27 protein-coding genes are annotated in these 24,865 nt (G+C 37.7%); all 27 read left to right on the forward strand.

Features of this window, described 5'->3' with window-relative positions:
- The first annotated feature begins 6 nt into the window (after nucleotides 1-6).
- Nucleotides 7-690, forward strand: coding sequence for a response regulator transcription factor (locus JI666_RS15240; RefSeq protein WP_206893357.1), 684 nt, complete (start codon nucleotides 7-9; stop codon nucleotides 688-690).
- Entirely contained in the window at nucleotides 680-1,768 is a 1,089-nt protein-coding gene (locus JI666_RS15245; RefSeq protein WP_286170864.1) for a sensor histidine kinase, read from the forward strand. Before JI666_RS15240 ends, JI666_RS15245 begins: the two co-directional genes overlap by 11 nt.
- Nucleotides 1,769-2,625: 857 nt before the next feature.
- Nucleotides 2,626-2,925 carry a rhodanese-like domain-containing protein gene (locus tag JI666_RS15250; RefSeq protein WP_206893359.1) on the forward strand — a complete coding sequence of 100 codons (300 nt, stop codon included), beginning with the start codon at nucleotides 2,626-2,628 and terminating at the stop codon, nucleotides 2,923-2,925.
- Between the two features lie 13 nt (nucleotides 2,926-2,938).
- Entirely contained in the window at nucleotides 2,939-3,511 is a 573-nt protein-coding gene (locus tag JI666_RS15255) for a sulfurtransferase TusA family protein (RefSeq protein WP_206893361.1), read from the forward strand.
- Nucleotides 3,512-3,534: 23 nt separating this feature from the next.
- Nucleotides 3,535-3,933: a DsrE/DsrF/DrsH-like family protein gene (locus JI666_RS15260; protein WP_206893364.1), complete on the forward strand. Its 399-nt coding sequence runs from the start codon at nucleotides 3,535-3,537 to the stop codon at nucleotides 3,931-3,933.
- A gap of 18 nt (nucleotides 3,934-3,951) precedes the next feature.
- The gene (locus JI666_RS15265) at nucleotides 3,952-5,085 is read left to right on the forward strand and encodes an MBL fold metallo-hydrolase (protein ID WP_206893369.1); all 1,134 of its coding nucleotides are present in this window, start codon (nucleotides 3,952-3,954) and stop codon (nucleotides 5,083-5,085) included.
- 14 nt (nucleotides 5,086-5,099) lie between these two features.
- A complete protein-coding gene (locus JI666_RS15270; protein ID WP_136946123.1) occupies nucleotides 5,100-5,327 on the forward strand; it encodes a sulfurtransferase TusA family protein in 228 nt (75 codons plus the stop codon).
- 58 nt (nucleotides 5,328-5,385) lie between these two features.
- The gene (locus JI666_RS15275; protein ID WP_206893408.1) at nucleotides 5,386-6,171 is read left to right on the forward strand and encodes a sulfite exporter TauE/SafE family protein; all 786 of its coding nucleotides are present in this window, start codon (nucleotides 5,386-5,388) and stop codon (nucleotides 6,169-6,171) included.
- A gap of 235 nt (nucleotides 6,172-6,406) precedes the next feature.
- A complete protein-coding gene (locus JI666_RS15280; RefSeq protein ID WP_206893372.1) occupies nucleotides 6,407-6,637 on the forward strand; it encodes an SHOCT domain-containing protein in 231 nt (76 codons plus the stop codon).
- A gap of 88 nt (nucleotides 6,638-6,725) precedes the next feature.
- Nucleotides 6,726-8,255: a multicopper oxidase family protein gene (locus JI666_RS15285; protein WP_206893374.1), complete on the forward strand. Its 1,530-nt coding sequence runs from the start codon at nucleotides 6,726-6,728 to the stop codon at nucleotides 8,253-8,255.
- A gap of 186 nt (nucleotides 8,256-8,441) precedes the next feature.
- Entirely contained in the window at nucleotides 8,442-9,023 is a 582-nt protein-coding gene (locus JI666_RS15290; RefSeq protein ID WP_206893409.1) for a YdhK family protein, read from the forward strand.
- Nucleotides 9,024-9,204: 181 nt separating this feature from the next.
- A complete protein-coding gene (locus JI666_RS15295) occupies nucleotides 9,205-10,173 on the forward strand; it encodes a F510_1955 family glycosylhydrolase (protein WP_349769345.1) in 969 nt (322 codons plus the stop codon).
- Nucleotides 10,174-10,190: 17 nt separating this feature from the next.
- Entirely contained in the window at nucleotides 10,191-10,922 is a 732-nt protein-coding gene (locus JI666_RS15300; protein WP_206893378.1) for an urease accessory protein UreH domain-containing protein, read from the forward strand.
- Between the two features lie 87 nt (nucleotides 10,923-11,009).
- A complete protein-coding gene (locus tag JI666_RS15305; protein WP_211201530.1) occupies nucleotides 11,010-11,234 on the forward strand; it encodes a glutaredoxin family protein in 225 nt (74 codons plus the stop codon).
- Between the two features lie 187 nt (nucleotides 11,235-11,421).
- Nucleotides 11,422-11,748 (forward strand): metal-sensing transcriptional repressor, encoded by a 327-nt coding sequence (locus JI666_RS15310; protein ID WP_206893380.1) that lies wholly within the window; start codon nucleotides 11,422-11,424, stop codon nucleotides 11,746-11,748.
- Between the two features lie 12 nt (nucleotides 11,749-11,760).
- Complete coding sequence (locus tag JI666_RS15315; protein WP_206893381.1) at nucleotides 11,761-14,166, forward strand: heavy metal translocating P-type ATPase; 2,406 nt, start codon at nucleotides 11,761-11,763, stop codon at nucleotides 14,164-14,166.
- Between the two features lie 27 nt (nucleotides 14,167-14,193).
- A complete protein-coding gene (gene copZ / locus JI666_RS15320) occupies nucleotides 14,194-14,400 on the forward strand; it encodes a copper chaperone CopZ (RefSeq protein WP_206893382.1) in 207 nt (68 codons plus the stop codon).
- A gap of 229 nt (nucleotides 14,401-14,629) precedes the next feature.
- A complete protein-coding gene (locus tag JI666_RS15325; RefSeq protein WP_206893383.1) occupies nucleotides 14,630-14,959 on the forward strand; it encodes a four-helix bundle copper-binding protein in 330 nt (109 codons plus the stop codon).
- Nucleotides 14,960-15,120: 161 nt separating this feature from the next.
- Nucleotides 15,121-16,506 carry a sensor histidine kinase gene (locus JI666_RS15330; protein ID WP_206893384.1) on the forward strand — a complete coding sequence of 462 codons (1,386 nt, stop codon included), beginning with the start codon at nucleotides 15,121-15,123 and terminating at the stop codon, nucleotides 16,504-16,506.
- A 1-nt stretch (nucleotide 16,507) separates the two neighbouring features.
- Complete coding sequence (locus JI666_RS15335) at nucleotides 16,508-17,182, forward strand: response regulator transcription factor (protein ID WP_206893385.1); 675 nt, start codon at nucleotides 16,508-16,510, stop codon at nucleotides 17,180-17,182.
- A 177-nt stretch (nucleotides 17,183-17,359) separates the two neighbouring features.
- Complete coding sequence (locus JI666_RS15340) at nucleotides 17,360-19,372, forward strand: heavy metal translocating P-type ATPase (protein ID WP_206893386.1); 2,013 nt, start codon at nucleotides 17,360-17,362, stop codon at nucleotides 19,370-19,372.
- A gap of 524 nt (nucleotides 19,373-19,896) precedes the next feature.
- Nucleotides 19,897-20,100 (forward strand): DUF6366 family protein, encoded by a 204-nt coding sequence (locus tag JI666_RS15345; protein ID WP_206893388.1) that lies wholly within the window; start codon nucleotides 19,897-19,899, stop codon nucleotides 20,098-20,100.
- Nucleotides 20,101-20,158: 58 nt separating this feature from the next.
- Nucleotides 20,159-21,282, forward strand: a protein-coding gene (locus JI666_RS15350) for an IS3 family transposase (protein WP_206893390.1) whose coding sequence is annotated in 2 segments (ribosomal slippage) — nucleotides 20,159-20,408 and nucleotides 20,408-21,282 — 1,125 coding nt in all. Because the reading frame shifts where the segments join, the coding sequence is not laid out codon by codon here.
- A gap of 745 nt (nucleotides 21,283-22,027) precedes the next feature.
- On the forward strand, nucleotides 22,028-22,213 hold the full coding sequence (locus JI666_RS15355) for a hypothetical protein (RefSeq protein ID WP_206893396.1): 186 nt from the start codon (nucleotides 22,028-22,030) through the stop codon (nucleotides 22,211-22,213).
- A gap of 403 nt (nucleotides 22,214-22,616) precedes the next feature.
- Nucleotides 22,617-23,129, forward strand: coding sequence for a hypothetical protein (locus JI666_RS15360; RefSeq protein WP_206893397.1), 513 nt, complete (start codon nucleotides 22,617-22,619; stop codon nucleotides 23,127-23,129).
- Between the two features lie 13 nt (nucleotides 23,130-23,142).
- Nucleotides 23,143-23,781, forward strand: coding sequence for a hypothetical protein (locus tag JI666_RS15365; protein WP_206893399.1), 639 nt, complete (start codon nucleotides 23,143-23,145; stop codon nucleotides 23,779-23,781).
- Between the two features lie 90 nt (nucleotides 23,782-23,871).
- On the forward strand, nucleotides 23,872-24,291 hold the full coding sequence (locus JI666_RS15370) for a hypothetical protein (protein ID WP_206893401.1): 420 nt from the start codon (nucleotides 23,872-23,874) through the stop codon (nucleotides 24,289-24,291).
- Nucleotides 24,292-24,865: the final 574 nt, after the last annotated feature.

Below are 24,865 nucleotides of genomic sequence, written 5' to 3' on the forward strand. Positions count from 1 at the left end.
AGATGGGTGAAGCAAACAATTTTAGTAGTAGAAGATGATCAAATGATTCGAAATCTCATTACAATCTATTTAAAAGGTGCCGGTTATGAGGTAGTAGAATCTGCTGACGGTGAATCCGCAAAAGCTGTTTTTTTGGAACACCATCCGTGCTTGGTAATCCTTGATTTAATGCTCCCTAAATTATCTGGAGAAGAATTTTGTAAGTGGATACGAGAACATGAAAGAAATGAAGTTTCTATCATCATGCTATCAGCAAAGGCGCGAACAGATGATAAGATCAATGGATTAAAGATGGGAGCGGACGATTATTTGACGAAGCCGTTTGATCCAGAAGAACTTATCGCTCACGTTGAAGCCGTACTAAGACGTACAGGACAATTTTGTCAAAAGCTCACCTACAATGGGTTATGTATTAAACCTCGAAAAGGTGAAGTATTACTATATGACAGACAGTTAAACTTAACAAAACATGAATTCAATCTTCTGTATCATTTTATGGAAAATCCTAATGTGGTTATAACTAGAGAAGATCTAATTCAACAATTATATCCCTATGTAGATAAAACGGTTATGGATCGAACGATTGATGCCCATATTAAGAAATTACGAGCTAAAATTGAATCTAATCCTAGTATTCCTGAACGTATTCAAACAGTTCGAGGAATGGGGTATAAATTTGTTGTGGAATAAACTTACAAAGTCAGTCCTTCCAAGTCGGTTTTTATGGCGTTTGACACTTATTAATGTTACTGTCGTGGGCACGTTTATTGTATTGAGTAGTTTGGCGATTTATAACACTGCTTGTTTGTTGGCGGATGGATTAGGGACGTGGAATGATCAGAAACAAAATCTGTTTAATTCAACCCTTTTTCAATATTTATGGATATTTAGTATTGCCGCGATCTTTATTGGTAGCTTCATTCATTATTACTTAGTAAAGAAAACAATACGTCCGTTAAAAGAGTTGATCGAATCTACTAAAAGAATGAAAGAAGGTCAATATCCCGGACCTATTCAAGTAAATTCTAAGGATGAGATGGGACAGTTGATCGGTCATTTCAATGACCTGGTTAAACAATTAAAAGATACACAAAAACACAGGAAAGAAATGATTTCTGATTTATCTCATGAATTCCGTACACCATTAACCAATCTAAAGGGTTATCTTGGTGCTTTGAAAGATGGTGTGGCTGAAGGGGATCAAAAGATGTATGAATCCCTTCATAGTGAATCAGAACGACTTATACACATGGTTGAACAGCTTGAACAATTGAAGGAATGGGATTATTTCAAAGAACAAACATACTCTGAGAAAGAACCTATGAATATGCAATTGCTAGTAGAGCAATCTGTTGAGATGTTTCGCTGGTCATTAAAAAATGCAGGAATTAAAGTGAAAACCGAGGTCGACACAGGAATAGTTAATGTTTATAACGAGGGCATCCTACAAGTTATTAATAATTTACTTGATAATGCAATTAAGTACTATGAAGGAACTGGCCCAATTACGATAAAAGGAGAAATAGTAAAAGGAAGATATACGCTGTCTATCATAGGTCCCGGGCAAGCAATTCCATTAGAAGCAAAAGAAAAAATCTTTGAAAGATTATATCGTGTTGATCCTTCACGGGAAAGAAATTATTCTGGCGGAGCAGGACTTGGACTCGCAATATCAAAAGAAATCATTGAACACCATGACGGTAAGATTAGAGTTAAGTCAGAAGGGAACTGCCACACTTTTACGTTTTCATTACCTGTTTGTACATAAAATATTCGTGATATTTTAGACAAGGGCAATCTTTATTAATATAAGATATATTTGCTAATATAAACAATTCGATCTTTTTTGGAGCTAAAAAAGGGGAACCCCGTCAAATTGGGGTTCCCTTAATTATTTATTAATCACTCTCGATAAATGTAAAGAAGGTTGTAGTAATCAAATTTCATTAGATGGGAGTGAATAAAATAAGCTGTACAATGCTGTTAGTCGCTATTAAAGCGGAACGGCTTTTTTTAATTGGCACTTTTCTAAACTTTATTGCTATAAAAGTAGGAGGTGATTTCCGCTCCAGGATGCTCGCTTTCAGCTGTGCGGGCAGTGAGCCTCCTCGACGCGCTTAAGGCGGACCTGTGGGGTCTCACCTGTCCCGCTAGTCCCGAAGGAGTCGAGCATCCTTCCGCTCCAATTATCTAAGCGTGGTTCTTTATAACAAAATACTTTTAAAAGGTGACGCAAGTCTAAAGCGTTTCAGGAAGCTCACAGCCCTACGAAAAGCGAGAATCCTGAAACAGATATCAACCGCTTTATAGCAACAATGTTTACGAAAACAGCCCTTATTTAAACGCTGTGTAGAATAAATCGTAAAAATATTACATGTTTAAGTCTACAATCTAATTGGAATAGTACTTAAGAAGAACAAATGAATTGTTGCAAAACGTCATAAGGAGGTTGATTAAATTTATTGATTAGCTCGTTTGACAATATACCCACAGGGGTATAGAATGGCGACATAGTTAACATACAAAAATTAATATTTTTTAACGTTTCTTATACCCGTTGGGGTACAAATGATTTTATGTAATTAAGGGAATAAATAATAACCTATACTCAAGGAGGTAAGAGACATGAAGGAAATTAAACCAGAAGAAGTAGCGAAGAAAGTAAACAGTAATGAGAGTGTAAGTATCATTGATGTGCGTGAAGACGAAGAAGTGGTTCAGGGGAAGATTTCTGGCGCAACTCATATTCCTCTAGGTGAATTACCAGATCGTCTTCATGAAATCGATCAATCAAAAGAACATATCATGGTTTGCCGTTCAGGTGGACGAAGCGGAAAGGCATACCAATTATTAGATGAGCAAGGCTACAACGTACGTAATATGACAGGCGGCATGCTTGAATGGAAAGACGAAGTAGAGAAATAAAGGAGGATTCAAGATGAGTCTTGTTGCAAATGAAACATTGGACGCAAAAGGGTTGGCTTGTCCGATGCCGATTGTAAAAACAAAAAAAGCAATGAAAAATTTGGATCCAGGTCTAGTGATTGAAGTTCAAGCAACTGATAAAGGATCAACAGCAGATATTAAAGCATGGTCCGAATCCACAGGACATCAATATTTAGGAACTGTGGAGGATGGAGAAGTATTGAAGCACTATATTAGAAAAGCAAGTGAAGGAGAAACAACTGAAGAAAAGAACCATGAAGATGTTCTTGATTTAGATGGACTTCGAAGCAAGGTAGATGGGGAAGAAAACATTTCGATTCTAGATGTACGTGAACCTGCTGAATATGCATTCGGACATATCCCAGGTGCAGTTAATATACCCCTTGGGGAACTAGAAGAACGCTATGAAGAACTAAACAAAGATGATGATATCCACGTGATTTGCCGTACAGGTAGCCGCAGTGATTTGGCTGCTCAAAAGTTAAGTGGAAAAGGCTATAAGAACGTAAAGAATGTTGTTCCAGGAATGTCCGACTGGCAGGGACCTACAGAGAAAAATAACTAATCTATTAAGCGGAGGAATTTATTATGGCTAATACAAAAGTAGCAATTATCGCAGCGAACGGAAGTCTTTTTGACGCATATAAAGTATTGAACGTAGCAACAGCTGCAGCAGCTTCTGATGCAGAAGTAGGTATCTTCTTTACATTTGAAGGTCTTAATTTAATTCATAAAGAAGGTCACAAAAACTTACCGATTCCTGAAGGGAAAGAGCACTTCCAGGAAGGCTTTGAAAGAACAAACGTACCATCAATTGAAGAATTGGTCGGAATTGCGCAAGAGTTAGATATTAAATTAATCGCGTGTCAGATGACCATGGATCTTATGAAACTTGAAAAAGAAGATTTCGTTGATGGCATTGAAGTAGGCGGCGCAGCCTCATATATTGACTATGCGAAGGATGCTAATATCTCATTAACATTCTAAACAAAGGAGGATTTCAGCTTGTCTGTTAAGACGATAACAACTAACGAAATAGCGAAAAAGGTTCTCAATAACGAAAAAACAACGATACTAGATGTTCGAAATACGGATGAATTTGATGATTGGAAAATTGAAGGCGGTAAAGTAGATGTTATCAATGAACCGTACTTTAATTTACTAGATGGAATTGAAGATGTAGAAGATAAACTTGGTAAAGATCAGGAAATAATTGTTGTTTGTGCAAAGGGCGGCTCGTCACAAATGGTCGCAGAAATGTTCGATGAAGCTGGTTTTACAGATGTTTATTCGCTTGAAGGCGGAATGAAAGCATGGAGTGAACATTTAGAACCGACGAAAATCGCAGATCTTACTGGCGGAGGAAGCCTTTATCAATTTGTACGTCTAGGAAAAGGCTGTCTATCGTATTTCATTGAATCAGATGGTGAAGCTGCAATCGTCGATACCAACAGAATGATCGATAACTATGAAAAATTTGCTGAAGAAAAGGGTGTACAAATCAAGCACTTAATCGATACCCATCTTCATGCCGATCATATCTCAGGTGGACGCAGTTTAGCAGAAAAAGTTGGTGGAACGTACAATCTTCCTCCAAAAGATGCTACAGAAGTAACTTTTGACTATACACCACTTGAAGAGGGTAACGATATTGTTGTGGGAAATACGACTGTACAAGTTCAGCCAGTGTACTCACCAGGTCACACGATTGGAAGTACGTCGCTCATTATTGATAATCAGTATCTTCTAACAGGCGACATTCTATTTGTTGAGTCCATTGGACGACCTGACCTTGCAGGTAAAGCTGAAGACTGGGTAGGAGATCTTCGAAATACGTTATATAAACGTTACAAAGAGCTTTCGGATGATTTGATCGTATTGCCTGCACACTTCTCTTTCTCTAGTGAGCTTGGTGAAGGTGGACAAGTGTCTGCACGTTTAGGAGATCTTTATGAGAATAATTCAGGTCTTCAAGTTGAGGATGAAGAGAAGTTCAGAAGCATGGTGACCGATAACCTTCCGCCGCAGCCAAATGCTTACGAAGAAATTAGAAAAACGAACATGGGGAAAGTTACCCCTGATAACGAAGAACAAAGAGATATGGAAATTGGACCAAACCGCTGTGCGGTTCACGGATAATAAGGAGGATAACAATGGAATCAACTAAAGTATTAGACGCAAAAGGAATGGCATGCCCAATGCCGATCGTTAAGACAAAGAAATCAATTCAGGAATTGAACTCAGGAGAAGTACTAGAAGTTCATGCGACAGACAAAGGTGCAAAAAGTGATATTGCAGCATGGGTTAAATCTGGTGGCCATGAACTACTTCAAGATTCAGAAGAAGATGGCGTATTAAAGTTCTGGATTAAAAAAGCATAATACAATAATAAGGGCCCATGGGGGTCCTTATTTTAAATAAGAAGGTGAGAACATGGAAATGGATTATAGTATTTATTTCTTAACCGTCATCTTTCTAATCGGTTTCGTCGGTTCCTTCGTTTCAGGCATGGTCGGAATTGGTGGATCGATTATCAAATACCCAATGCTTCTTTATATCCCGGCATTCTTAGGACTTTCAGCTTTTACTGCCCATGAAGTAGCAGGTATTAGTGCAGTTCAAGTCCTATTCGCTACAATCGGTGGTGTATGGGCATATCGAAAAGGCGGTTATTTGAATAAAACGTTAATACTCTACATGGGAATCAGCATTTTAATCGGTAGCTTTATTGGTGGATTTGGTTCAAAATTCATGACAGATGGTGGCGTTAACCTCGTCTATGGGATACTTGCTACCATTGCTGCAATCATGATGTTCATTCCTAAAAAAGATATTGATGATATTCCGATGGATCAGGTAACCTTTAACAAGTGGTTAGCAGCTACTTTTGCGTTTCTAGTTGGTATTGGAGCAGGAATTGTTGGTGCAGCAGGTGCTTTTATTCTTGTACCAATCATGCTGTTAGTTCTAAAAATCCCAACTCGTATGACGATCGCATCATCACTTGCCATAACATTTATTTCTTCCATAGGTTCGACGGCAGGTAAGGTATTTACTGGACAGGTACTGTTCCTACCAGCCATTGTGATGATTGTAGCAAGCTTAATCGCTTCACCACTTGGAGCGAACTTCGGGAAGAAAGTAAATACGAAAATTCTCCAGATTATTTTAGCACTATTGATTTTGGGAACCGCAATCAAAATCTGGATAGAGCTTTTAGGATAATTCATAGTCAATTGTTAAAACCGCTACGCGTTTTATTAAAAAAAGTAGCGGTTTATTTTTAGATAAGGTGAATGGTAATAAGGTAGCAGCTTCGAGTAATATGGGGCGAACAAAAGAATAGCATTTTTTTTTGAAAATACATGAAATCTGCATAAAGTACGGGAATAAGACTAATAGCTTGTAATTTACAAGAGATAGAATCTAATATAAGAAATTTTAAAAGGAGTGGATGAAGATGATGAACGGTGGCGGAATGGGCGGAATGGGAGGTGGCTTCTTTGGTTTTGGCATCCTTTTTATTCTTATCATTATTGCAATAATCGTTGTCGTTTTTTGGATGAGGAAACCGGGATCAAGTAGTAAGTCTTCTTCAACTAATTCTGCGGAAACGTTAAAAGAACGTCTCGCGAAAGGTGAAATTACAGAAGAAGAATATGACCGGTTAAAAAGGAAACTTAATAGCTAATTTATAGTGTTAAAAATATCCTGGGGTTCATCCTTTAAGGATGAACCCCATATTAACGTCAACAAAACCATATTAGAGGTGAAACGGAATGAAGCGAAAAGTAATCGGATCAATCTTAATCGTCACTCTACTCGTTATTGGTGGAGCGGTCTTTCTCAACTCTCCTTTCTATAGTAGTGGAGATTCAACCTTACCTGAGGGGATTACACAAGGGGAGACGAGTATTCTAGAAGTGAATGCACAGGAACCAGAGGACCGACCTGTAAAGACATTCAACCTAACTGCAGAGGAGACTGAATGGGACATCAGTGAAGGTAAGAAAGTCAATGCGTGGACGTACAACGGGACGGTACCCGGGGAACCTTTACGAGTTACTGAAGGAGATTACATTCGTATTAATTTAAAGAACGAATTGGATGTGCCAGTCACGATTCACTGGCATGGGATGTTACTGCCAAATAAAATGGATGGTGTACCAGGGCTCACACAGGATGCTGTACAACCAGGGGAGTCATTCACATATGAATTTATTGCCAATGATGCAGGAACGTACTGGTATCATTCGCACCAGCATAGTTCTAAACAGGTGGATAAAGGTCTTTATGGTTCACTCGTTATTGAAGAGCAGAAGAAAGAATATGAAAAGGATGAATTTTTCATTCTTGATGAATGGGCGGTCAATCAGGAGAAAAGAGATATAACGAATATGGGTGGCATGATGAAGGGCGCTATGTCAGGGAACGGCGAAGCTGATACCGAACAGATGTATGATACGTTCACAGTGAACGGAAAAGCGGGACAGGCCGTTGAACCACTTGTTATGAAGGAAGGAGAAACGGCAAGATTGCGCTTCGTAAACGCAGGGTACCAGCAACATCAATTGGTTTTCCCTGAAAAAGCAATGAAAGTAATCGAAATCGATGGTGAAAAGGTTAAGAATTCAGGTGGTACTTCGAACGTACTAGAGATCGCGCCTGGAGAACGGATTGATGTAGAATACACAAGACAGAGTAGTGAACCTGCAGTAATTAGAGAGAACGGCGGAGAAAATGAAGATGATATGGTAATTCCTGTTCTCTCCAGCGAAGATGAAGCTTCTGTGCCAAACAATCAATCAATTTCATCCTCTGGCACTGATGTTGCAACTGGCACTTCATTTGGAAGTGAAGAAGTGATTTTTGAAAAAGCACCTGAATCTGACGTCACGTATAATATGGACTTGAACATGGGAATGGACATGGGGGAAGGTGTAGCTTTTCAAATTAATGATCAGGTATTTCCAGATACCCCCCCTATCAACGTGAAAGAGGGAGATATCGTTAAGGTGAAAATTACGAATACAGGAAACATGAATCATCCGATGCATTTACACGGCCATCGATTCCAGGTAGCCTCAAAAAATGGCATCAAATACGATGTACCGCGTGTGAAAGATTTAATTCACGTTAAGCCAGGAGAAGAATACACAATCTACTTCAAAGCTGACAATAAAGGAGAATGGTTGTTTCACTGTCATGATAACAACCATGCTGCTCGTGGAATGGTAACAATCGTAGACTATAAAAGTGTCTATTCACCTTTTGAGCTTGGCGGAGAGCACAATAACCAGCCAAACTAACATTATTTTTGGATGGCCTGGGTACAATATCAAGGCAACTTTTATTTAGTTTGGATCATTTGTAGTATTTGTCTTAAAAAATAATAGTTTCTGCACAATAACTTCATATCTTGAAGGTAATATTTATCATGAGCCTTCATAAAAGGGCCACATTAAGAGAAAGTATACGGAGGTTGGAAGAGTATGATGAAGAAGAAAAACATGATAGCACTCACCTTTTTTATCCTTTCATCATTATTGGTTGCATGCAGCAATAATGAAAACATGAAAGTAGAAACAAATAAGGAATCTTCAAACATGAATTCTGAATCTGAAGAAAGTATGGAGGAAGGTATGAATCATTCAGGATCTAAAGACATTCCGGATAGGTTGGAGGAAGCAAATAACCCAACTTATGAAATTGGTAGCAAAGCGAACATTACAGCAAACCATATGAAAGGGATGGAGGGTGCTGAGGCTACAATCAAAGGGGCTTACCAAACGACAGCATATGTGATTTCGTATCCCCCGACTACAGGTGGCAAAATGGTAGAAGACCACAAATGGGTAATTCAAGAGGAAATAGAAGAAGCTGGAGAGCAAAGGTTAGAAGAGGGGATGGAAGTTACTCTTACAGCTTCCCATATGAAAGGTATGAAGGGCGCTAAAGCGACCATCGAATCGGCAAACCCTACTACGGTTTACATGGTAGATTATATGCCTACTACTGGGGGAGAGGAAGTAACCAATCATAAGTGGGTAACAGAGTCTGAACTAACTGTTAATTAGAAAATATTATTATAGTCATTGTTACTTATCATGCACCTATCATGCTCGTAAGATAGGTGCATGAATTGTTTTTATAATTATTTTGTACTGCAATCACTCCTTTGCACAAATTACAATATTTCTTTGGTAGAGTATGAACGGATTGCTTTAATATAAGGAAAAGGAGAATCATTACTTGAAAATGAAATGGTTTACTTTAATAGGAACAACGATTTTACTAATTAGTGCAGGATGTCAGAATGATAAGGAAGCGAAACCAGAAGACAACACTGAAGTGGTCCAAGTCGAAGAGGGAGAAGAAAAGCTTGTTTCATTAAAAGAGTCCAGTTTATATGGTGAATTACAAAATGAAAAAATAGACCATGTTCATGGAATTGGATACCCAGGTAATCGTAATGAATTAATGATTGCAACTCATAACGGACCAATTATAAATTTTGAGGGTTTCTGGTATGAAGCAAAAGATAATAAAAATGATTACATGGGTTTTAATGATGTTTCTGATGGCTTTTATAGTAGTGGGCATCCAGGAGAGGGATCTGATCTTCCAAACCCGCTTGGTCTAATTAAAAGTATGGACAGAGGTAAAACGATAGAAGAGTTAGGATTCCAGGGAGAATCAGATTTCCATTACCTTACAGTGGGCTATGAAAGTCATGCGATCTACGCAGTGAACCAGATGGAAAACAGTAAGATGGGTACTGGGGTTTATTACAGCGAAGATGCAAAGGAATGGGAAAAAGTGCAGCTTAACGGAACTCCTAATCAAGTATCAGGAATCGCTACTCACCCAACCGACTCCAATGTCGTAGCTATTACATCGCCATTAGGTTTATTTGTATCAAATGATAAAGGGAATTCGTTTGATCGTTTAACTGAAGAAATCAGTGTTAGCTCTGTCACATTCATGGAAGATCAACTGGTTTATGCAATAGAAAATAAGAAGTTAGTTATCCAAAACCTTAAAAATGGAAATGAAACGGAACTCTCTATGCCAGAAGGTGATCTAGAAACAATTGATTATATTGCGGTCAATCCTCAAGACGAGAAAGAAATTGTTTTCCACTCAGTTGGTGAATCGATATATCAAACGAGTGATAGAGGGGAAAGTTGGAACGCGTTAGTTAAAGATGGTGAAATTATAGAATAAATACTAGGAGTAATACTATGTATGATGTTTTTAATGCATTAAGTCAATTTCTTAGTGGACCTCTGACTACACTGGCATACCAGACTAACTCGATTCCTTTGTTATCAGCTTTTATTCTTGGGGTTCTTGGAGCGACTGCCCCCTGTCAGTTTACAGGAAATATAGGCGCGATTACGTTCTATGGAAATCGTTCATTTCAAAAAGGAATTGCTTGGAGCGAAGTATTTTCATTTATTTTAGGTAAAATCGCCGTTTTCTCGACCCTGGGGTTAATCGTTTGGATCCTGGGCCAAGGATTTCAGCGAAGCCTCACAATGATTTTACCTGTGGCAAGAAAATTCTTCGGACCTCTCGTCATTTTAATAGGCTTATACCTATTAGGGGTATTTAAAATGAACTGGAGTGTAAAGCTTGGTAAAGTTCCAGAAAGATTCTTGAAGAAGGGCAAGTTGGGAGCATTTCTAATGGGAGGAAGCTTTTCATTAGGGTTTTGTCCTACAATGTTTTCACTGTTTTTTATACTACTAATGCCTCTTGTTCTCGCAAGTTCGTACGGTGCAGTCCTGCCTGCTACGTTTGCGTTAGGAACGTCATTGCCCTTCATTATTGCGATGTTCTTGATCTGGTATTTCGGATTAAGTGGTACTTTTCTTAAAAGAAGTAGAAAAATTGGAGTTACTTTACAAAGAATTGCGGGAATTATACTTATTGTGATTGGCGTCCTTGATGCTATTACATACTGGTTCTAAAAGTTTATGAAAAGAGGGAGGGAAATATAGGTGAAAAAGACATTAGTCACAGTTTATACAAGGCCAACTTGAAGTGATTGCCAACAGTTGAAAGAGTTTCTTTCAAATTCATCGATACCTTATGAAGAACACGACTTATCCTCTTCTCCTCATGAAGAAGAAGACATGATCAAACAACTTGGAAATCGAATTGTTCCTGGAATAATCATCACTGTGGTTTCATTATTGGGATTAAAAAGAAAAGAATACAAATTTACCGGTTTTGAAAATAATGAAAAAGAGATTAAGTCTCTTCTTCTTGAGAACCAATAACAAGAGGGGCTGTCAAATGGCAGCCTCTTATGTTATTGGTTTTTTATAAACGGATGTTTGGATGTTTACCCCCTAAGGGTATAAAAATTATATAAAGAAAAAGGCTTAAGGTATAGTCCGTTCCACTTGACTTATATACCTAACGGGGGTATATTGTAGTTAAGTTAAATAAAAGGAGATGACCACGATGAATAATGATTTGGACCTTGATCTTCCGCTTCAACCGGATAAACAGCCTTCTGAGGACAGAACGGAAGAAGAGAAGCAACAATTACAAAATCGCTTGAAGCGAATAGAAGGGCAAATTCGTGGAATTCAGAAAATGGTCGGTGATGATCGCTATTGTGTCGATATTCTTATTCAACTATCTGCCATTCAAGCAGCTTTGAAAAAAGTAGGATATTCCTTACTTGAGAGACATACTAAAACGTGTGTAGCGAGCTCGATTAAAGAAGGAAACGGTGATCATCAGATAGAGGAATTGATGAAAGTAATCCAACAATTCTCCAAATAAGAAGGTGATAAAATGGATGGTACGAAAAAAGTTTCATTCGATATAACAGGTATGACCTGTGCTACATGTTCTCAGCGTATAGAAAAAGTCCTAAACAAAATGGACGGTGTTGAAGCTAATGTGAATCTCGCGATGGAAAGAGCTGATGTTCAATTTGATGAACAACAAGTTAAAGCTTCTGACATCGTAAATAAAATAGAAAAGCTCGATTATGGTGTTCGTAAAGAACAAGTTGAACTAGACATACATGGTATGACCTGTGCTGCCTGTTCGACTAGAATCGAAAAAGGGTTGAATCGTACCTCTGGAGTAGATTCAGCATCAATAAACCTTACGACAGAATCAGGAATTGTGGAGTATCAGCCAGGTGAGGTTACGGTAGATGAGATCATTCAGAAAGTAAAGAAATTAGGATACGATGCAATCGTTAAGAAGGATCGCGAAGAGAAGAAATCGCATAAGGAAGAAGAAATAAAGAAGAAGAAGGTAAAGCTCGGTATATCGATCTTGCTTTCATTGCCACTGCTTTACAACATGATTGCTCATCTTCCTTTTGATGTTGCTCTTCCATTACCTGAACTCTTTATGAATCCATGGTTTCAATTCCTATTAGCTACACCTGTACAGTTCTATATCGGTGCTCCGTTTTATGTCGGAGCTTATCGCGCACTCATTAATAAAAGTGCAAACATGGATGTTCTCGTTGCACTAGGGACATCTGCTGCATACTTTTATAGTGTAGTGGAAGGCATTCGACTACTTATTACACCAGGGTATAATCCTGAATTGTATTTTGAAACGAGTGCTATATTGATTACCCTTATTCTTGTGGGTAAGTTGTTTGAAGATCTAGCTAAGGGTAGGACGACTCAGGCGATCACAAAGCTTCTTAACTTACAGGCGAAAGAGGCTAGTGTCATCAGAGATGGTGAAGAAGTGAAGATTCCTGTTGACCAGGTGGTAGTTGGGGATACTATTATCGTTCGGCCGGGTGAAAAGATCCCTGTAGATGGTACCGTCCAAAAAGGGAAATCGTCCGTAGATGAATCGATGATTACCGGAGAGTCGATACCAATTGAAAAGACGGATGGTGATGCCGTCATCGGTTCGACTATGAATGAAATTGGTACATTAACGGTAACGGCAGAAAAAGTAGGGAAAGATACTGCATTAGCAGGTATCATCAAAATTGTAGAAGAAGCTCAAGGCTCCAAAGCACCTATTCAAAGAATGGCAGATATTATCTCTGGGATTTTTGTTCCAATCGTTGTAGGGATTGCAGTCGTAACGTTCCTTGTTTGGTATTTATGGGTGAACCCATACAATCTACCACAAGCACTTGAAGTGGCGATTGCCGTTCTAGTTATTGCTTGTCCATGCGCACTTGGACTAGCGACACCTACTTCGATCATGGTTGGCACAGGGAAAGGTGCTGAAATGGGTGTACTATTCAAAGGTGGCGAATTTCTTGAGGGCACACACAAAATAGATGCAATTCTTTTAGATAAAACGGGAACGATCACGAAAGGGAAGCCAGAAGTGACGGACTTCACTGTTTTTGAAGGAGAAGAAGAAGAGGTCTTAGCCACTCTTGTAGCAGCAGAAAAAGCTTCAGAACACCCACTTGCAAGGTCAATCGTCCAATATGGCGAACAAAGACAAATTAAGGTGGATGAAGCAGAGAATTTTGAAGCGATACCAGGACACGGAATAACATCTATGATAGATGGCAAAAGGGTTCTTATCGGAACTAGAAAACTAATGGAACGCGAGAATGTGGCGTATACTCATCATGAAGATGTGATTGCACCCTATGAAACAGAGGGAAAAACAGCCATGTTCATCGCTATTGAGCAAAAGGTTATGGGTATCATCGCTGTGGCTGATACAGTGAAAGAAACATCGAAACAAGCTATCCAGGAATTACGAGATCTGGGCATTGATGTTTATATGATTACTGGAGATAATAAACGGACGGCAGAAGCGATTGGAAGACAAGTGAATATCACAGGTATATTTGCAGAAGTTCTCCCAGAAGACAAAGCAAATAAAGTAAAAGAATTACAGGATCAAGGCAAACGAGTCGCCATGGTGGGAGATGGGATCAATGATGCGCCAGCTCTTGCAACGGCTGATATAGGGATGGCGATAGGTACCGGCACAGATGTTGCGATCGAAACGGCCGATGTCACTCTTGTTGGTGGGGATTTAGACCATATTCCTAAAGCAATCAACTTAAGCCGCAAAACGATGAAAAACATTCGCCAGAATTTATTCTGGGCATTATTCTACAACTCTATCGGCATTCCGATCGCTGCACTAGGTCTATTAGCACCTTGGGTAGCCGGTGCCGCGATGGCTTTCAGTTCTGTATCTGTAGTTACGAACTCACTTCGTTTGAAGCGAGTTAAAATATAATCTCACTATTGAAAGGAGTTTTTAATAATGGAACAAACAACGATTACTATTGAAGGTATGACATGCAATCACTGCAAAAAGGCTGTTGAAACAGCATTAACGGAGTTAAACGGCGTGTCTGGAGTAGAGGTGGATGTAGAAAAAGGGAAAGCCGACGTTTCATACGATTCATCAAAGGTTACTGTTTCTGAGATGAGTGAAGCAGTAGAAGATCAGGGATATGACGTAAAGTAACTACACGAATAGTAAATATCAGGGAGCAAGGGGGAAACCTTGCTCCCTTTTTTTGTTGTTTTAAAGGTTTGGTGGAACCAAACAAATTATATTACCCCTGATTTTTGCAGAAAGTGTGCAAAAAAGATGAAATTCATCTCTATGGAAATTTTGTGTAAAATTTTGTTTAGAAGTCTGATTTTATGGAAAAATACCTTAGTGTAAACAAAACATAGGGAGGAATTTGATTATGTCACACGAAAAATATGGATCTATGATTGAAACGCTTCACGAATGCATGACGGCATGTAACCACTGTTACGATTCTTGTCTAAAAGAAGACGATATTAAGATGATGGCTGAATGTATTCGTATGGATCGCGAATGTGCAGATATTTGTGGATTTCTTGAACAAGCACTAGTAAGAGGTACACCATTTGCAGCTGAGCTTGCTCAAGCTTGTGCAGCGATTTGTGAAGCATGCGGTAATGAGTGTAAGAAACATGATCATAAGCATTGCCAAGACTGCGCAGACGCTTGTTTCAAATGTGCGGAAGAGTGTAAAAAACTAGCAGCATAATAAAACCACATACTTAAACAGAAGCTACAACGACAGTTCATGGTCGTTGTAGCTTTTTTATTATGCTATTCGACGTTATTATTAGTAAAATAGTTGGTTGAAGCGTGATGCACAAATTCTCGATATACTATTGGTAAGATAAATGGTAAAAGGGGTTAACTATGCGATTCAAACGAAAGAATAAATTAGCGACAAAGCTAGGATTTTTATTTCTAACGAGCATTATTCTTTTAGAGGGTATTCTCTTTGTTGTCTTATATTTTGGTTTTCTAAATCAAAGAGTAATGGTAGAGACTGATTCATTGATCGCACGTGGAAATAGTCACCGAGATGTTTTAGAGAATCATTTCGACGAAGCTACGAGAGGTCATGTTGCATTGATGGAATCTGAAGCTGAGACACAGGTTGTCATTACCGATGCTACAAACAAAATTCTAGATCATTCCAATCCGATTACAACAGAAATTAAATCAATCATTCATTCCGTTGATCCAACCGCAATTGACGGCGGAATTGTTGAGGGGGATTGGGTCAGAGCACCATATGTTTCCACGGTGTCTCCAGTGAAAATTAATGGGGATTCCGTAGGTTATGTGTACATGTTCCTTGATACAGAGGGGATAAGAGATATACGTGATAAATTGACCGTCCAATTTCTCATTGTAATCGGGTTAGCGCTATTTCTAACCGTAATTACTATTATTTACTTGTCGCGGATTATTACAAAACCCCTAATACATATGAAGGAAGCAACTCAGAAGATGAGTAACGGAGAGCATGATGTCTATTTAATTGAGGATCGGAACGATGAACTAGGAGAACTAGCCAGGGCCATTCAAACATTATCAAATGACTTACTTCGTTTAAAGAACGAACGGAGTGATTTTCTTGCAAGTATTTCTCATGAATTACGAACACCGTTAACGTATTTAAATGGCTATGCTGATATTGCGAAACGGGATAATCTAACGTTAGAGGAAAGAAACCGTTACCTTACGATTATTAAAGAGGAATCTGGAAACCTCACAAACCTTGTAAAAGACTTATTCGATATGGCAAAAATGGACCAAAAAGGATTCTTAATCGAACGCGAGAAAATTGAGTTTTGCTCTCTCATTAATCAAGTCAGAGAAAAAGTAATGCCAGCGTTCGAAAACAAAGAGATAAACTTGTTTACCTCCTGTCAAAAAGAAATAATCATTACTCTTGATCCCGAGAGATTTTCTCAAGTATTACTTAATCTCTTAGATAATGCACTTCATTACTCTGAGAAAGGAAAAAGTGTTCGTATTGAAGCCGTCCAAGTAAAGAAGAACCTTCATGTAGAAGTTATCGATGAAGGCGAAGGTATCCCTGAGAAAGATCTTCCATATATTTTTGGTCGTCTCTATCGAGTAGATAAATCCCGATCCCGAAAGTACGGAGGATCAGGACTGGGACTTTCAATTGCGAAGGAAATTATAGAAAAGCATGAAGGAACAATCTCTGCTATAAGCGAGGGCGGCAAAGGCACAACCATTAAAATTGTCATTCCAGGAGTTGAGTAAGATGAAACGAGTTTTAATCGTCGATGATGAAGAACGAATGGTAGAATTAATTGCATTATTTTTGAAGCCACAAGGATATATCACTTACAAAGTGAATTCAGGCTTAGAAGCGTTAGACGTGATAAAGGAGCAAAAAATCGATCTCGTATTATTGGATGTGATGATGCCTGAAATGGATGGATGGACGACATGCAAGGAAATTCGAATCTTATCGGATGTTCCCATCATCATGCTGACGGCAAGGGATCAGTCAAATGATATCGTCCAAGGACTGAAGCTTGGAGCAGATGACTATATTACGAAGCCATTCGATGAAGATGTTCTTCTAGCACGAATCGAAGCTGTTTCCAGGAGAATAAGTTCAGTGAATGAAAACATACTCGTTGTTAAAGGGTTGACCTGGGATAAGGATAAGCATACGGTTTCTTATCAGGGAAAAACGATAACGATGACGCCAATCGAATTTAATCTTCTTGGACTTTTCTTGAAGAACCCTGATCGAGTCTTCAGTAGAGAGCACCTCATTCAATTGATCTGGGGATTCGAGTCCAGTACAGAAGGTCGTACGATTGATTCCCATATACGAAATCTTAGAGAGAAATGCCGTCAATCCGGGTTTCAAATAGAAGAGCATTTAAAAACGATTTGGGGAGTCGGCTATAAGTGGAAGAATTGAGTAAGGATTTTAGAAATACGAAGGAACTTCATTGAGCATACTTATATGTCATCCCACAAGCTGCCGAATTAGGCAGTTTTTTATTTCACACTTTCTGGATAAATTCTGGACAATTTTTGGGGAAAAATAATGATGTGGGAGAGAATAATACTAATTACAAAAGAGAGGGAGGTACATATGGAACACTCACATCATGAACATAATCATAACGACGCAGACCATAACCATAGTGAGGAGCACGATCATAGCTCACACCACGCACATATGGTAGAAGATTTTAAAAAAAGGTTTTACATTTCAATACTTATTACGATCCCCGTTCTTATTCTATCTCCAATGTTACAGGGGTTTATTAACATCGACCTTAGGTTCACTGGGGATCTATACATTTTATTTGCGCTTTCAACTTTCATTTTCTTTTATGGAGGTTGGCCTTTTCTCACAGGTGCTTGGAGTGAATTAAAAGACAGGAATCCTGGCATGATGACGCTGATTGGACTCGCAATCGTTGTCGCATACGGATATAGTTCACTCACAGTATTCGGATTATCGGGTAAGAATTTCTTTTGGGAGCTTGCAACCTTAATAGATATCATGCTTCTTGGACACTGGATCGAAATGAAATCAGTTATGGGTGCATCGAAGGCACTGGAGGAATTGGTTAAGCTCATGCCTTCTGAAGCCCACCGCATCGATGAAAACGGAGAAATTAAAGATGTACCTACATCTGAACTAAATGAAGGCGATCACGTCCTCATCAAACCTGGTGAAAAGGTGCCAGTAGATGGTGTGATTATCAAAGGACAATCATCCATCGACGAATCGATGCTGACCGGAGAATCTGTTCCAGTTGAAAAAGGAAAAGAAGATGAAGTAATCGGAGCATCGATTAATGGAGAAGGTTCGTTAACGGTAAAAGTTGAAAAAACAGGCAAGGATAGCTACCTTTCACAGGTCGTAACAATGGTAAAAGAAGCACAAGAATCCAAATCGAAAACGCAGAATTTCTCTGATCGGGCTGCAAAGTGGCTGTTTTACCTTGCGCTTGGAGCAGGTATTACAACCTTAATCGTCTGGCTGTTACTCGGGTATGATTTTGTGTATGCCCTCGAACGTATGGTAACAGTGATGGTGATCGCCTGTCCTCACGCGTTAGGGTTAGCTGCACCACTTGTCGTAGCGAGATCCACAGCGTTATCAGCGAAAAAAGGCTTACTCATTCGGAACCGCGCTAGTTTTGAAGGCGCGCGTCAATTAGAAGCTGTCGTGTTCGATAAGACAGGAACGCTAACTGAAGGAAAGTTTGGCGTAACGAACGTTATAACTGAAAACGAGAATGAAGATCAGGTCATCCAGCTAGCTGCATCTGTTGAAATGGAATCTGAGCATCCTATAGCACGAGGGATTGTTGAGGAAGCGAATAAAAGGAGCCTTTCAGTTAATGAAGTTGAAGATTTTCAATCGATTACTGGTAAAGGGCTAGAAGGAACAGTTGAAGGTAAAAAGGTGATGGTCGTAAGCCCAGGTTACATGAATGATGAGAAAATTGACTTTCAAAAAGAAACATATTCTGAGCTTGCCGAGGAGGGGAAAACGGTTGTTTTTGTATTGATCGATGGCAAATTAGAAGCGATGATCGCCCTGGCTGATATGATTCGAGAAAGTGCGAAAAATGCCATTCAGCAGTTAAAGAACCTAAACGTGTCTTCTATGATGCTAACTGGAGATAACCAGCAAGTGGCAAACTGGGTGGCTGATCAATTAGACCTGAACGAGGTGTACGCCGAGGTATTGCCACATGAAAAAGCAGATCAAATTAAGAAAGTGAAAGAAAAAGGATTAAAAGTGGCCATGACTGGTGATGGCGTAAACGATGCGCCTGCGTTAGCCAATGCCGATCTTGGAATCGCAATTGGAGCAGGAACAGATGTCGCCATGGAAACAGCCGATATCGTTCTAGTCAAAAGCAACCCAGAAGATGTCGTGTCCATCATCAAACTATCGAAAGCAACATATAAGAAAATGATTCAAAACCTCTGGTGGGCAGCAGGGTACAATATCATTGCAATTCCACTAGCTGCAGGAATTTTATATCCTCTAGGTATTGTACTAAGTCCAGCTATAGGTGCTGTTCTCATGTCTTTAAGTACAGTTATTGTTGCGGTTAATGCCAAGTTATTAAAAACTTAAAAACCTATAGCTCAAGAACTTGGTAGAAAATCCAATAAGCTATCAGAGGAAATACTTTTAAAAATAACCATAACGTATATATGGCCACGCAGGAGGTATTCAGCGTGGCTTTCTTGTTTTATGCTACTTTAATCTACAAGTTAGATTAGACATTATTAGATTTGGCAACATAGCTTCGTAAAGATGATAAGATGGTACTAATAACTTTTGCATTAAAACAATAAATTAGTCTCATAGTTGTTTATCACCCATATTTGGCAGTCGTTGTTTAATTAATGTGACTATGTATCATGAAATATGGGAGGAAATTATAGATGCTTTTATGGATTCTAATTATATATATCGAATTCGAGTCTTCAACTAAAGGGAGCAATTCTGCAATATCATAGCAACGTAAACGTTGAATATTAATCTTCATTTATTGGACGTAATTCCCACTGAGGTATTACGTCTTTTTTAAAGAATAAGGTTGAGTATGTTGATGTGGTTTGAAATAATTGGAATTGAGAAGGAGTGTAGTGATAATGGACCCGAAGAAATCACCTGAAAGGAACAGAGAGAAATTAAGACAAGAAGAGTTGAAAAGAAATCCTGCTGGGAACATAAATGATTCTTTCAATAGAGCTAATAATGGGGGATTAGTTGATTTAGTAGGTAGTTTAGGATGGAAGGGAACTTTAATTTTAATAGTTGCGATCATTGTTGGTGAATGGGCTACACTCAGTTAGACAAATAAATTAAGGTCAGATAGACTTTACTAAAACCTTTATATGAGGAGCGTCTATTATGACCAAACGATCACGGCGTACGTTTACTAAGGAATTCAAACAACAGATGGTTCAACTTCATGAAAACGGTAAGCCTAGAAGTGAAATTATTAAAGAGTATGAGCTAACACCGTCTTCATTGGATCGGTGGATTAGTCAGTTTACGGAAAGTGGTTCATTCAAGGAAAGAGATAATCGTTCGCCTGAAGAAACGGAACTCATGAAGTTACGAAAAGAAAATCAACGCTTATCGATGGAGAATGATATTTTAAAGCAGGCCGCTCTGATCATGGGACGAAAGTAAATGTGATTCAGAATAATCGTCACAAATACTCGGTATCAGCAATGTGCGATGTCCTGCAACTTCCTCGAAGTACGTACTATTATGAAGCTAAAGTGAAGGAAGCAAATGAAGACGAACTGGAAGACCTCATCCGAAAAATCTTTTATGAAAGCCGTCAAAACTACGGAACACGTAAGATTAAAATCGAGCTCAAAAAGCGAGATTGGATTGTTTCCAGGCGCCGAATTGGGCGCATCATGAACGAACTTGGACTAGTTTCAAAATACACCATCGCCCAATTCAAACCATCGAAAAGCTCGTGTAATGAGTCTGAGCAGGCAAACGAATTGAACCGTGAATTTCATCAGGATCAAAAATTGAAAGTGGTTGTCAGTGACTTAACGTATGTTCGTGTCGGACAAAAATGGCACTACATCTGTGTCTTTGTCGATCTATTTAACCGCGAAATAATTGGCTACAGTGCAGGTCCACGAAAAGACGCCAGACTTGTCTACCGTGCTTTCTCTAGCATTAAAGGAAATCTGCATGACATTGAGCTATTTCACACGGATCGTGGCAATGAGTTTAAGAACAAATTGATTGATGAGGCCTTAGAAACCTTCCAAATCAAACGTTCCTTAAGCTTTAAAGGATCACCTTATGATAATGCCGTCGCGGAAGCGATGTTTAAGGTCATCAAAACCGAGTTTGTTTATCATGCCCACTTCGAAAGCCAAGCGCAGCTCAATATAGAACTTTTTGATTACGTGCACTGGTACAACAACATTCGAATCCATGGTACTTTGGGCTATTTAAGTCCGATTGAATACAAGTCTATGAACCTTAAAATAGCTGTCTAGTTTAGTGTTGACATTCCATGGTTTTATAATTGCTTCATTGCTCTTCTAATTGTTCAACTACATTCATCTTCAATTAAGATACATTTCGATACGGAGTCTTCTGTTATATCGGAGCTTTTGCTGAAGATAAGGTAAGCGCTCTACACAGATATATTGCAGGGAGTGAGGTATTGATAGGAGGGATAATATGGGGATGGGCGGAATGAGCATAGCATTACATTCGTTTTCCGTCATATTTGGCTCTAACTCTTAAATTAATAAGCATATAAAAAACTAAAGATGGGTAAATACTTTTTGTCTTTAATACTACAATTGCATAGAAAAGCCCACCAAAAGATAAAAGTAAGAAATAATGGATTCAACTGAAAATGATTAACGATGAATCATTTAACAGAGCTTAAAGAAAGTTATGTTATTGATGACAAAAGAAATTATTGAAAGCACTCCATTATATAACTTTTTAACCTGAGATTTTCAGGGGTAACAATGATGAAACTAGAAGGTCTCACTCCTTGAAATTGAATTTACGATAAAAAATTGCTTAATCAACTCTACTATGATTAACCTCTTCTGAACATATTAAGTGGAAGTAGGGATTCAGAAACTAGAACGACAGCGTTGTAACACTTTTTTCAATGTCACAACTTGAAATTAAATAAGATCTAATTCGTAGATATTTGCAACTTTTCTATAAGGAATTTCAGAAATGAAACTATACTTCTATTATGGAGGTGCTCAATTGTTTATGAGTAACGAAAACCAAAATAAGCCATTTAATGATGCCATAGCCCATAAACAAAATATTGAAGGTTTTCCGAAATCAAGAGGGGGAAAACTTCCCTATCCAATTAAATTAATCGGATTTTTCCTATTTGGGAGTTTTGTATTAATGTTTATAATTGGATTGGTCGGTAATTTTTTATCCAATTAACAATAACATTTGCGCGACTCCATTTTTTGGAGTCCTTTTTTATATCTTAAATATCATTAACACGTTTTTATAAAGCTTATAAATAAACATTATAAAATTTTTAATTACTTTGCTTTTTTATTAAAAATATTATTTTGAAACGAATACTCAGTCAATACAAAAATATTCTCTTTTCAATATTTCAAACAAATTAAGCTATGATAATTTACCTATTTAGGTTGTGATTACCGGTGAAAAATACTAAATAGGGATTTTTCAAAGGGGAGTAAAGTTCTATTTTATGGAATTCTGTGGTTTTTTTCAGAGTTAATATGGTAGTGTTTAGGACGCTTTGGAAATATTTTATATTAATAAGGGGGAAAGTTTTAATCTTTTATTAAAGAAAAACAGGGGGATTTCACTAATGAAAAGTTTTAAAGTTTTATTCTGGGCATTCACATTAGTATTAGCAGGGACAACTTTTTTTAATCCATTTATGTCCACAGCAGAGGCTGGATATAATAGAGCTGATGATTATGACGTAGGCGTAGTTTATGAGACAAATATGGTTCCATTTTCAATTGGTATAGACATTACTTTAACATCTACAGTAAGAGATTCAGATAAAACAATAACTAGAGAAGCCATAACTGCTATTAATAAGGATAATTGTAAATATCCCTTTTCTAGTGGAGTATACACTGATAAAATTGATTACTTTCGAAATGGAAGTTTAAGAACTACTCATAGACCAAGCACATCTTTTGATGTTTTACGATCTTCTTGTTGGCAGGTAGATGCTAATGAAGCACATCCATATTCAGACATGTCAAGTAGTTATACATATACCGCAACAGCTTATGCTGTTTGGACGAGTTCTCAAACAGTTCCAGGATCTTTTCTTGTAGATGTTCAAGAAAATCAATCAATTGATTAAAGGAGGAATTAAATTGAATAAAAAGATTGTTACAATTGCATTAATCGCATTAGTTGTTTTGTTTGCAGGAATTGGTACATCAATGGCTAAGGATAATAAGTCTTCGCAAGGGAATGAGTACAAAGAATTCAAAGAGAAGGTAGAAAAAGTTAAAAGTGAAAAGAAGAACAAAAAATATATAGTGATAGATGATCAAGAATATTCTAAAAAAGATTTTATAAAATCCAAAGCAGACCACAAATTATTTAAAGACCTTAGAAAAGAGCAAGTTTCTGAAGAAAAAATGAAAAAAGAATTCGTTAAGCAAAAGGTTTTATTAAATGAAGCGAAGAAACAAAACCTAAGTATTTCTAAAGAAAAAGCACAAACGTATGCAGATAAAGTTAGAAAACAAATTTCTAAATCTCAAAACGCAGAGCAAATTAAAGAAATCGGTCAAAAGTATCGTGATTCTTTAGGTTTAACTGAAGAGGAGTATTGGGAAAGTTTGGTTCCAAAATATCAAGAGCTTCTAGCTATTGGTGAGTTGAAAAATAAATATATTAATGAATATATTAAGGATAACTCTTCAAGTCATAGAGTAGCAGCACAAGCATGGGAAAAACATGCCGATAAGTTAGCAGAAAAAGCAACAGTGAAAATGAACAAATAACAACTAAAAAAGCTCTTGATAGAGCTTTTTTAGTTGTAGGAAAGAAAGGTGAGTTGAATTTTTATACAACGTTTTTTTATGTTTACGTTAGTGTTAGTAATTGCCCTTTCTGGATGTAATAGTAGTCAACCTAATATTAGTGCAGTTGAAAGTGTGCTTAAATTTTTTGAATATGGTTGGGTAGAACATGACTATGATCACGCCTTAACTTTAGCCAATGAGAACATTACACAGAAAAAACTTCAAAAAGAAGTTGCTAAGGTGAAAAAAGGATACTGGGAGGGAAATCAAAAGTTAGATTTGTTATATAGAGAAAAGGAAGGTAAGAATGGTTATAAAAATTTTGTAATATATTCCCCTTCTTATAGAGTATTTGTAAATCTCAAAGTAAAAAAAACTTCTGGGGAATGGCGTGTAAATGACGTGTCCAGCGAAATCTTCTCCTCAGATGACTTAGATAAAGTAAATGACTATGAGTGGGAAAATAAAGAAATCACTAAACAGAAGTGAAATAAAATGGATAAATATAATAAACGATTAGAAGAGAGTAATATTGTTGCAAGTTAACTTTTTTCTATTATTTTAACAAAGGTTCTCTTCCCATAATTACAGACAATATTTTATCTTCTATTAAACATTCATAGTTGAAGAAATAAGACTAGCCTACTTTTTAATTGTTTTATTAAGTAGGCTACTTTTTATTGTTATTTGTGAATTTTTTAAAAAGTAGCCAACATTTATGAGGTTTATTAAATCGGAGTTTTCTGATTTAATAAACCTCTCAATGCCAATTACCGGGGCTTGAAGCTCTTCCCTCGATGAGCACTATGATAAATTGAAAGATATAGAGATTGATTACATAGCTGAGGACCTAAAGGCTGCAACTGAATGGATTTATCAAAACTATCAAGTTGGAAAGTAAAGTTTATCTTCCGCAATCTCGGAGCTAATGTGGAAGACTACTGATTTTATAGAATAACGGAGAAAGCTACTTTGCACCAACTAAATGCATTAATACCTGAGCTTTCGGTTTCAAATATTGAACGAAGTTTAGAATTCTATTTGGAAATTCTTACTTTCAAAA

It is taken from the genome of Bacillus sp. NTK071, from assembly GCF_017303315.1.
Lineage (GTDB): Bacteria > Bacillota > Bacilli > Bacillales > Guptibacillaceae > Guptibacillus.

Bases quoted from the DNA above. Each gene is read 5' to 3' on its own strand.
- JI666_RS15280 (WP_206893372.1), top strand. From the start codon at position 6,407: ATGATGAACGGTGGCGGAATGGGCGGAATGGGAGGTGGCTTCTTTGGT.
- copZ (WP_206893382.1), top strand. From the start codon at position 14,194: ATGGAACAAACAACGATTACTATTGAAGGTATGACATGCAATCACTGC.
- JI666_RS15250 (WP_206893359.1), top strand. From the start codon at position 2,626: ATGAAGGAAATTAAACCAGAAGAAGTAGCGAAGAAAGTAAACAGTAAT.
- JI666_RS15295 (WP_349769345.1), top strand. From the start codon at position 9,205: ATGAAATGGTTTACTTTAATAGGAACAACGATTTTACTAATTAGTGCA.
- JI666_RS15325 (WP_206893383.1), top strand. From the start codon at position 14,630: ATGTCACACGAAAAATATGGATCTATGATTGAAACGCTTCACGAATGC.
- JI666_RS15290 (WP_206893409.1), top strand. From the start codon at position 8,442: ATGAAGAAGAAAAACATGATAGCACTCACCTTTTTTATCCTTTCATCA.
- JI666_RS15330 (WP_206893384.1), top strand. From the start codon at position 15,121: ATGCGATTCAAACGAAAGAATAAATTAGCGACAAAGCTAGGATTTTTA.
- JI666_RS15270 (WP_136946123.1), top strand. From the start codon at position 5,100: ATGGAATCAACTAAAGTATTAGACGCAAAAGGAATGGCATGCCCAATG.
- JI666_RS15255 (WP_206893361.1), top strand. From the start codon at position 2,939: ATGAGTCTTGTTGCAAATGAAACATTGGACGCAAAAGGGTTGGCTTGT.
- JI666_RS15355 (WP_206893396.1), top strand. From the start codon at position 22,028: ATGAGTAACGAAAACCAAAATAAGCCATTTAATGATGCCATAGCCCAT.
- JI666_RS15300 (WP_206893378.1), top strand. From the start codon at position 10,191: ATGTATGATGTTTTTAATGCATTAAGTCAATTTCTTAGTGGACCTCTG.
- JI666_RS15360 (WP_206893397.1), top strand. From the start codon at position 22,617: ATGAAAAGTTTTAAAGTTTTATTCTGGGCATTCACATTAGTATTAGCA.
- JI666_RS15345 (WP_206893388.1), top strand. From the start codon at position 19,897: ATGGACCCGAAGAAATCACCTGAAAGGAACAGAGAGAAATTAAGACAA.
- JI666_RS15315 (WP_206893381.1), top strand. From the start codon at position 11,761: ATGGATGGTACGAAAAAAGTTTCATTCGATATAACAGGTATGACCTGT.
- JI666_RS15340 (WP_206893386.1), top strand. From the start codon at position 17,360: ATGGAACACTCACATCATGAACATAATCATAACGACGCAGACCATAAC.
- JI666_RS15335 (WP_206893385.1), top strand. From the start codon at position 16,508: ATGAAACGAGTTTTAATCGTCGATGATGAAGAACGAATGGTAGAATTA.
- JI666_RS15260 (WP_206893364.1), top strand. From the start codon at position 3,535: ATGGCTAATACAAAAGTAGCAATTATCGCAGCGAACGGAAGTCTTTTT.
- JI666_RS15275 (WP_206893408.1), top strand. From the start codon at position 5,386: ATGGATTATAGTATTTATTTCTTAACCGTCATCTTTCTAATCGGTTTC.
- JI666_RS15285 (WP_206893374.1), top strand. From the start codon at position 6,726: ATGAAGCGAAAAGTAATCGGATCAATCTTAATCGTCACTCTACTCGTT.
- JI666_RS15310 (WP_206893380.1), top strand. From the start codon at position 11,422: ATGAATAATGATTTGGACCTTGATCTTCCGCTTCAACCGGATAAACAG.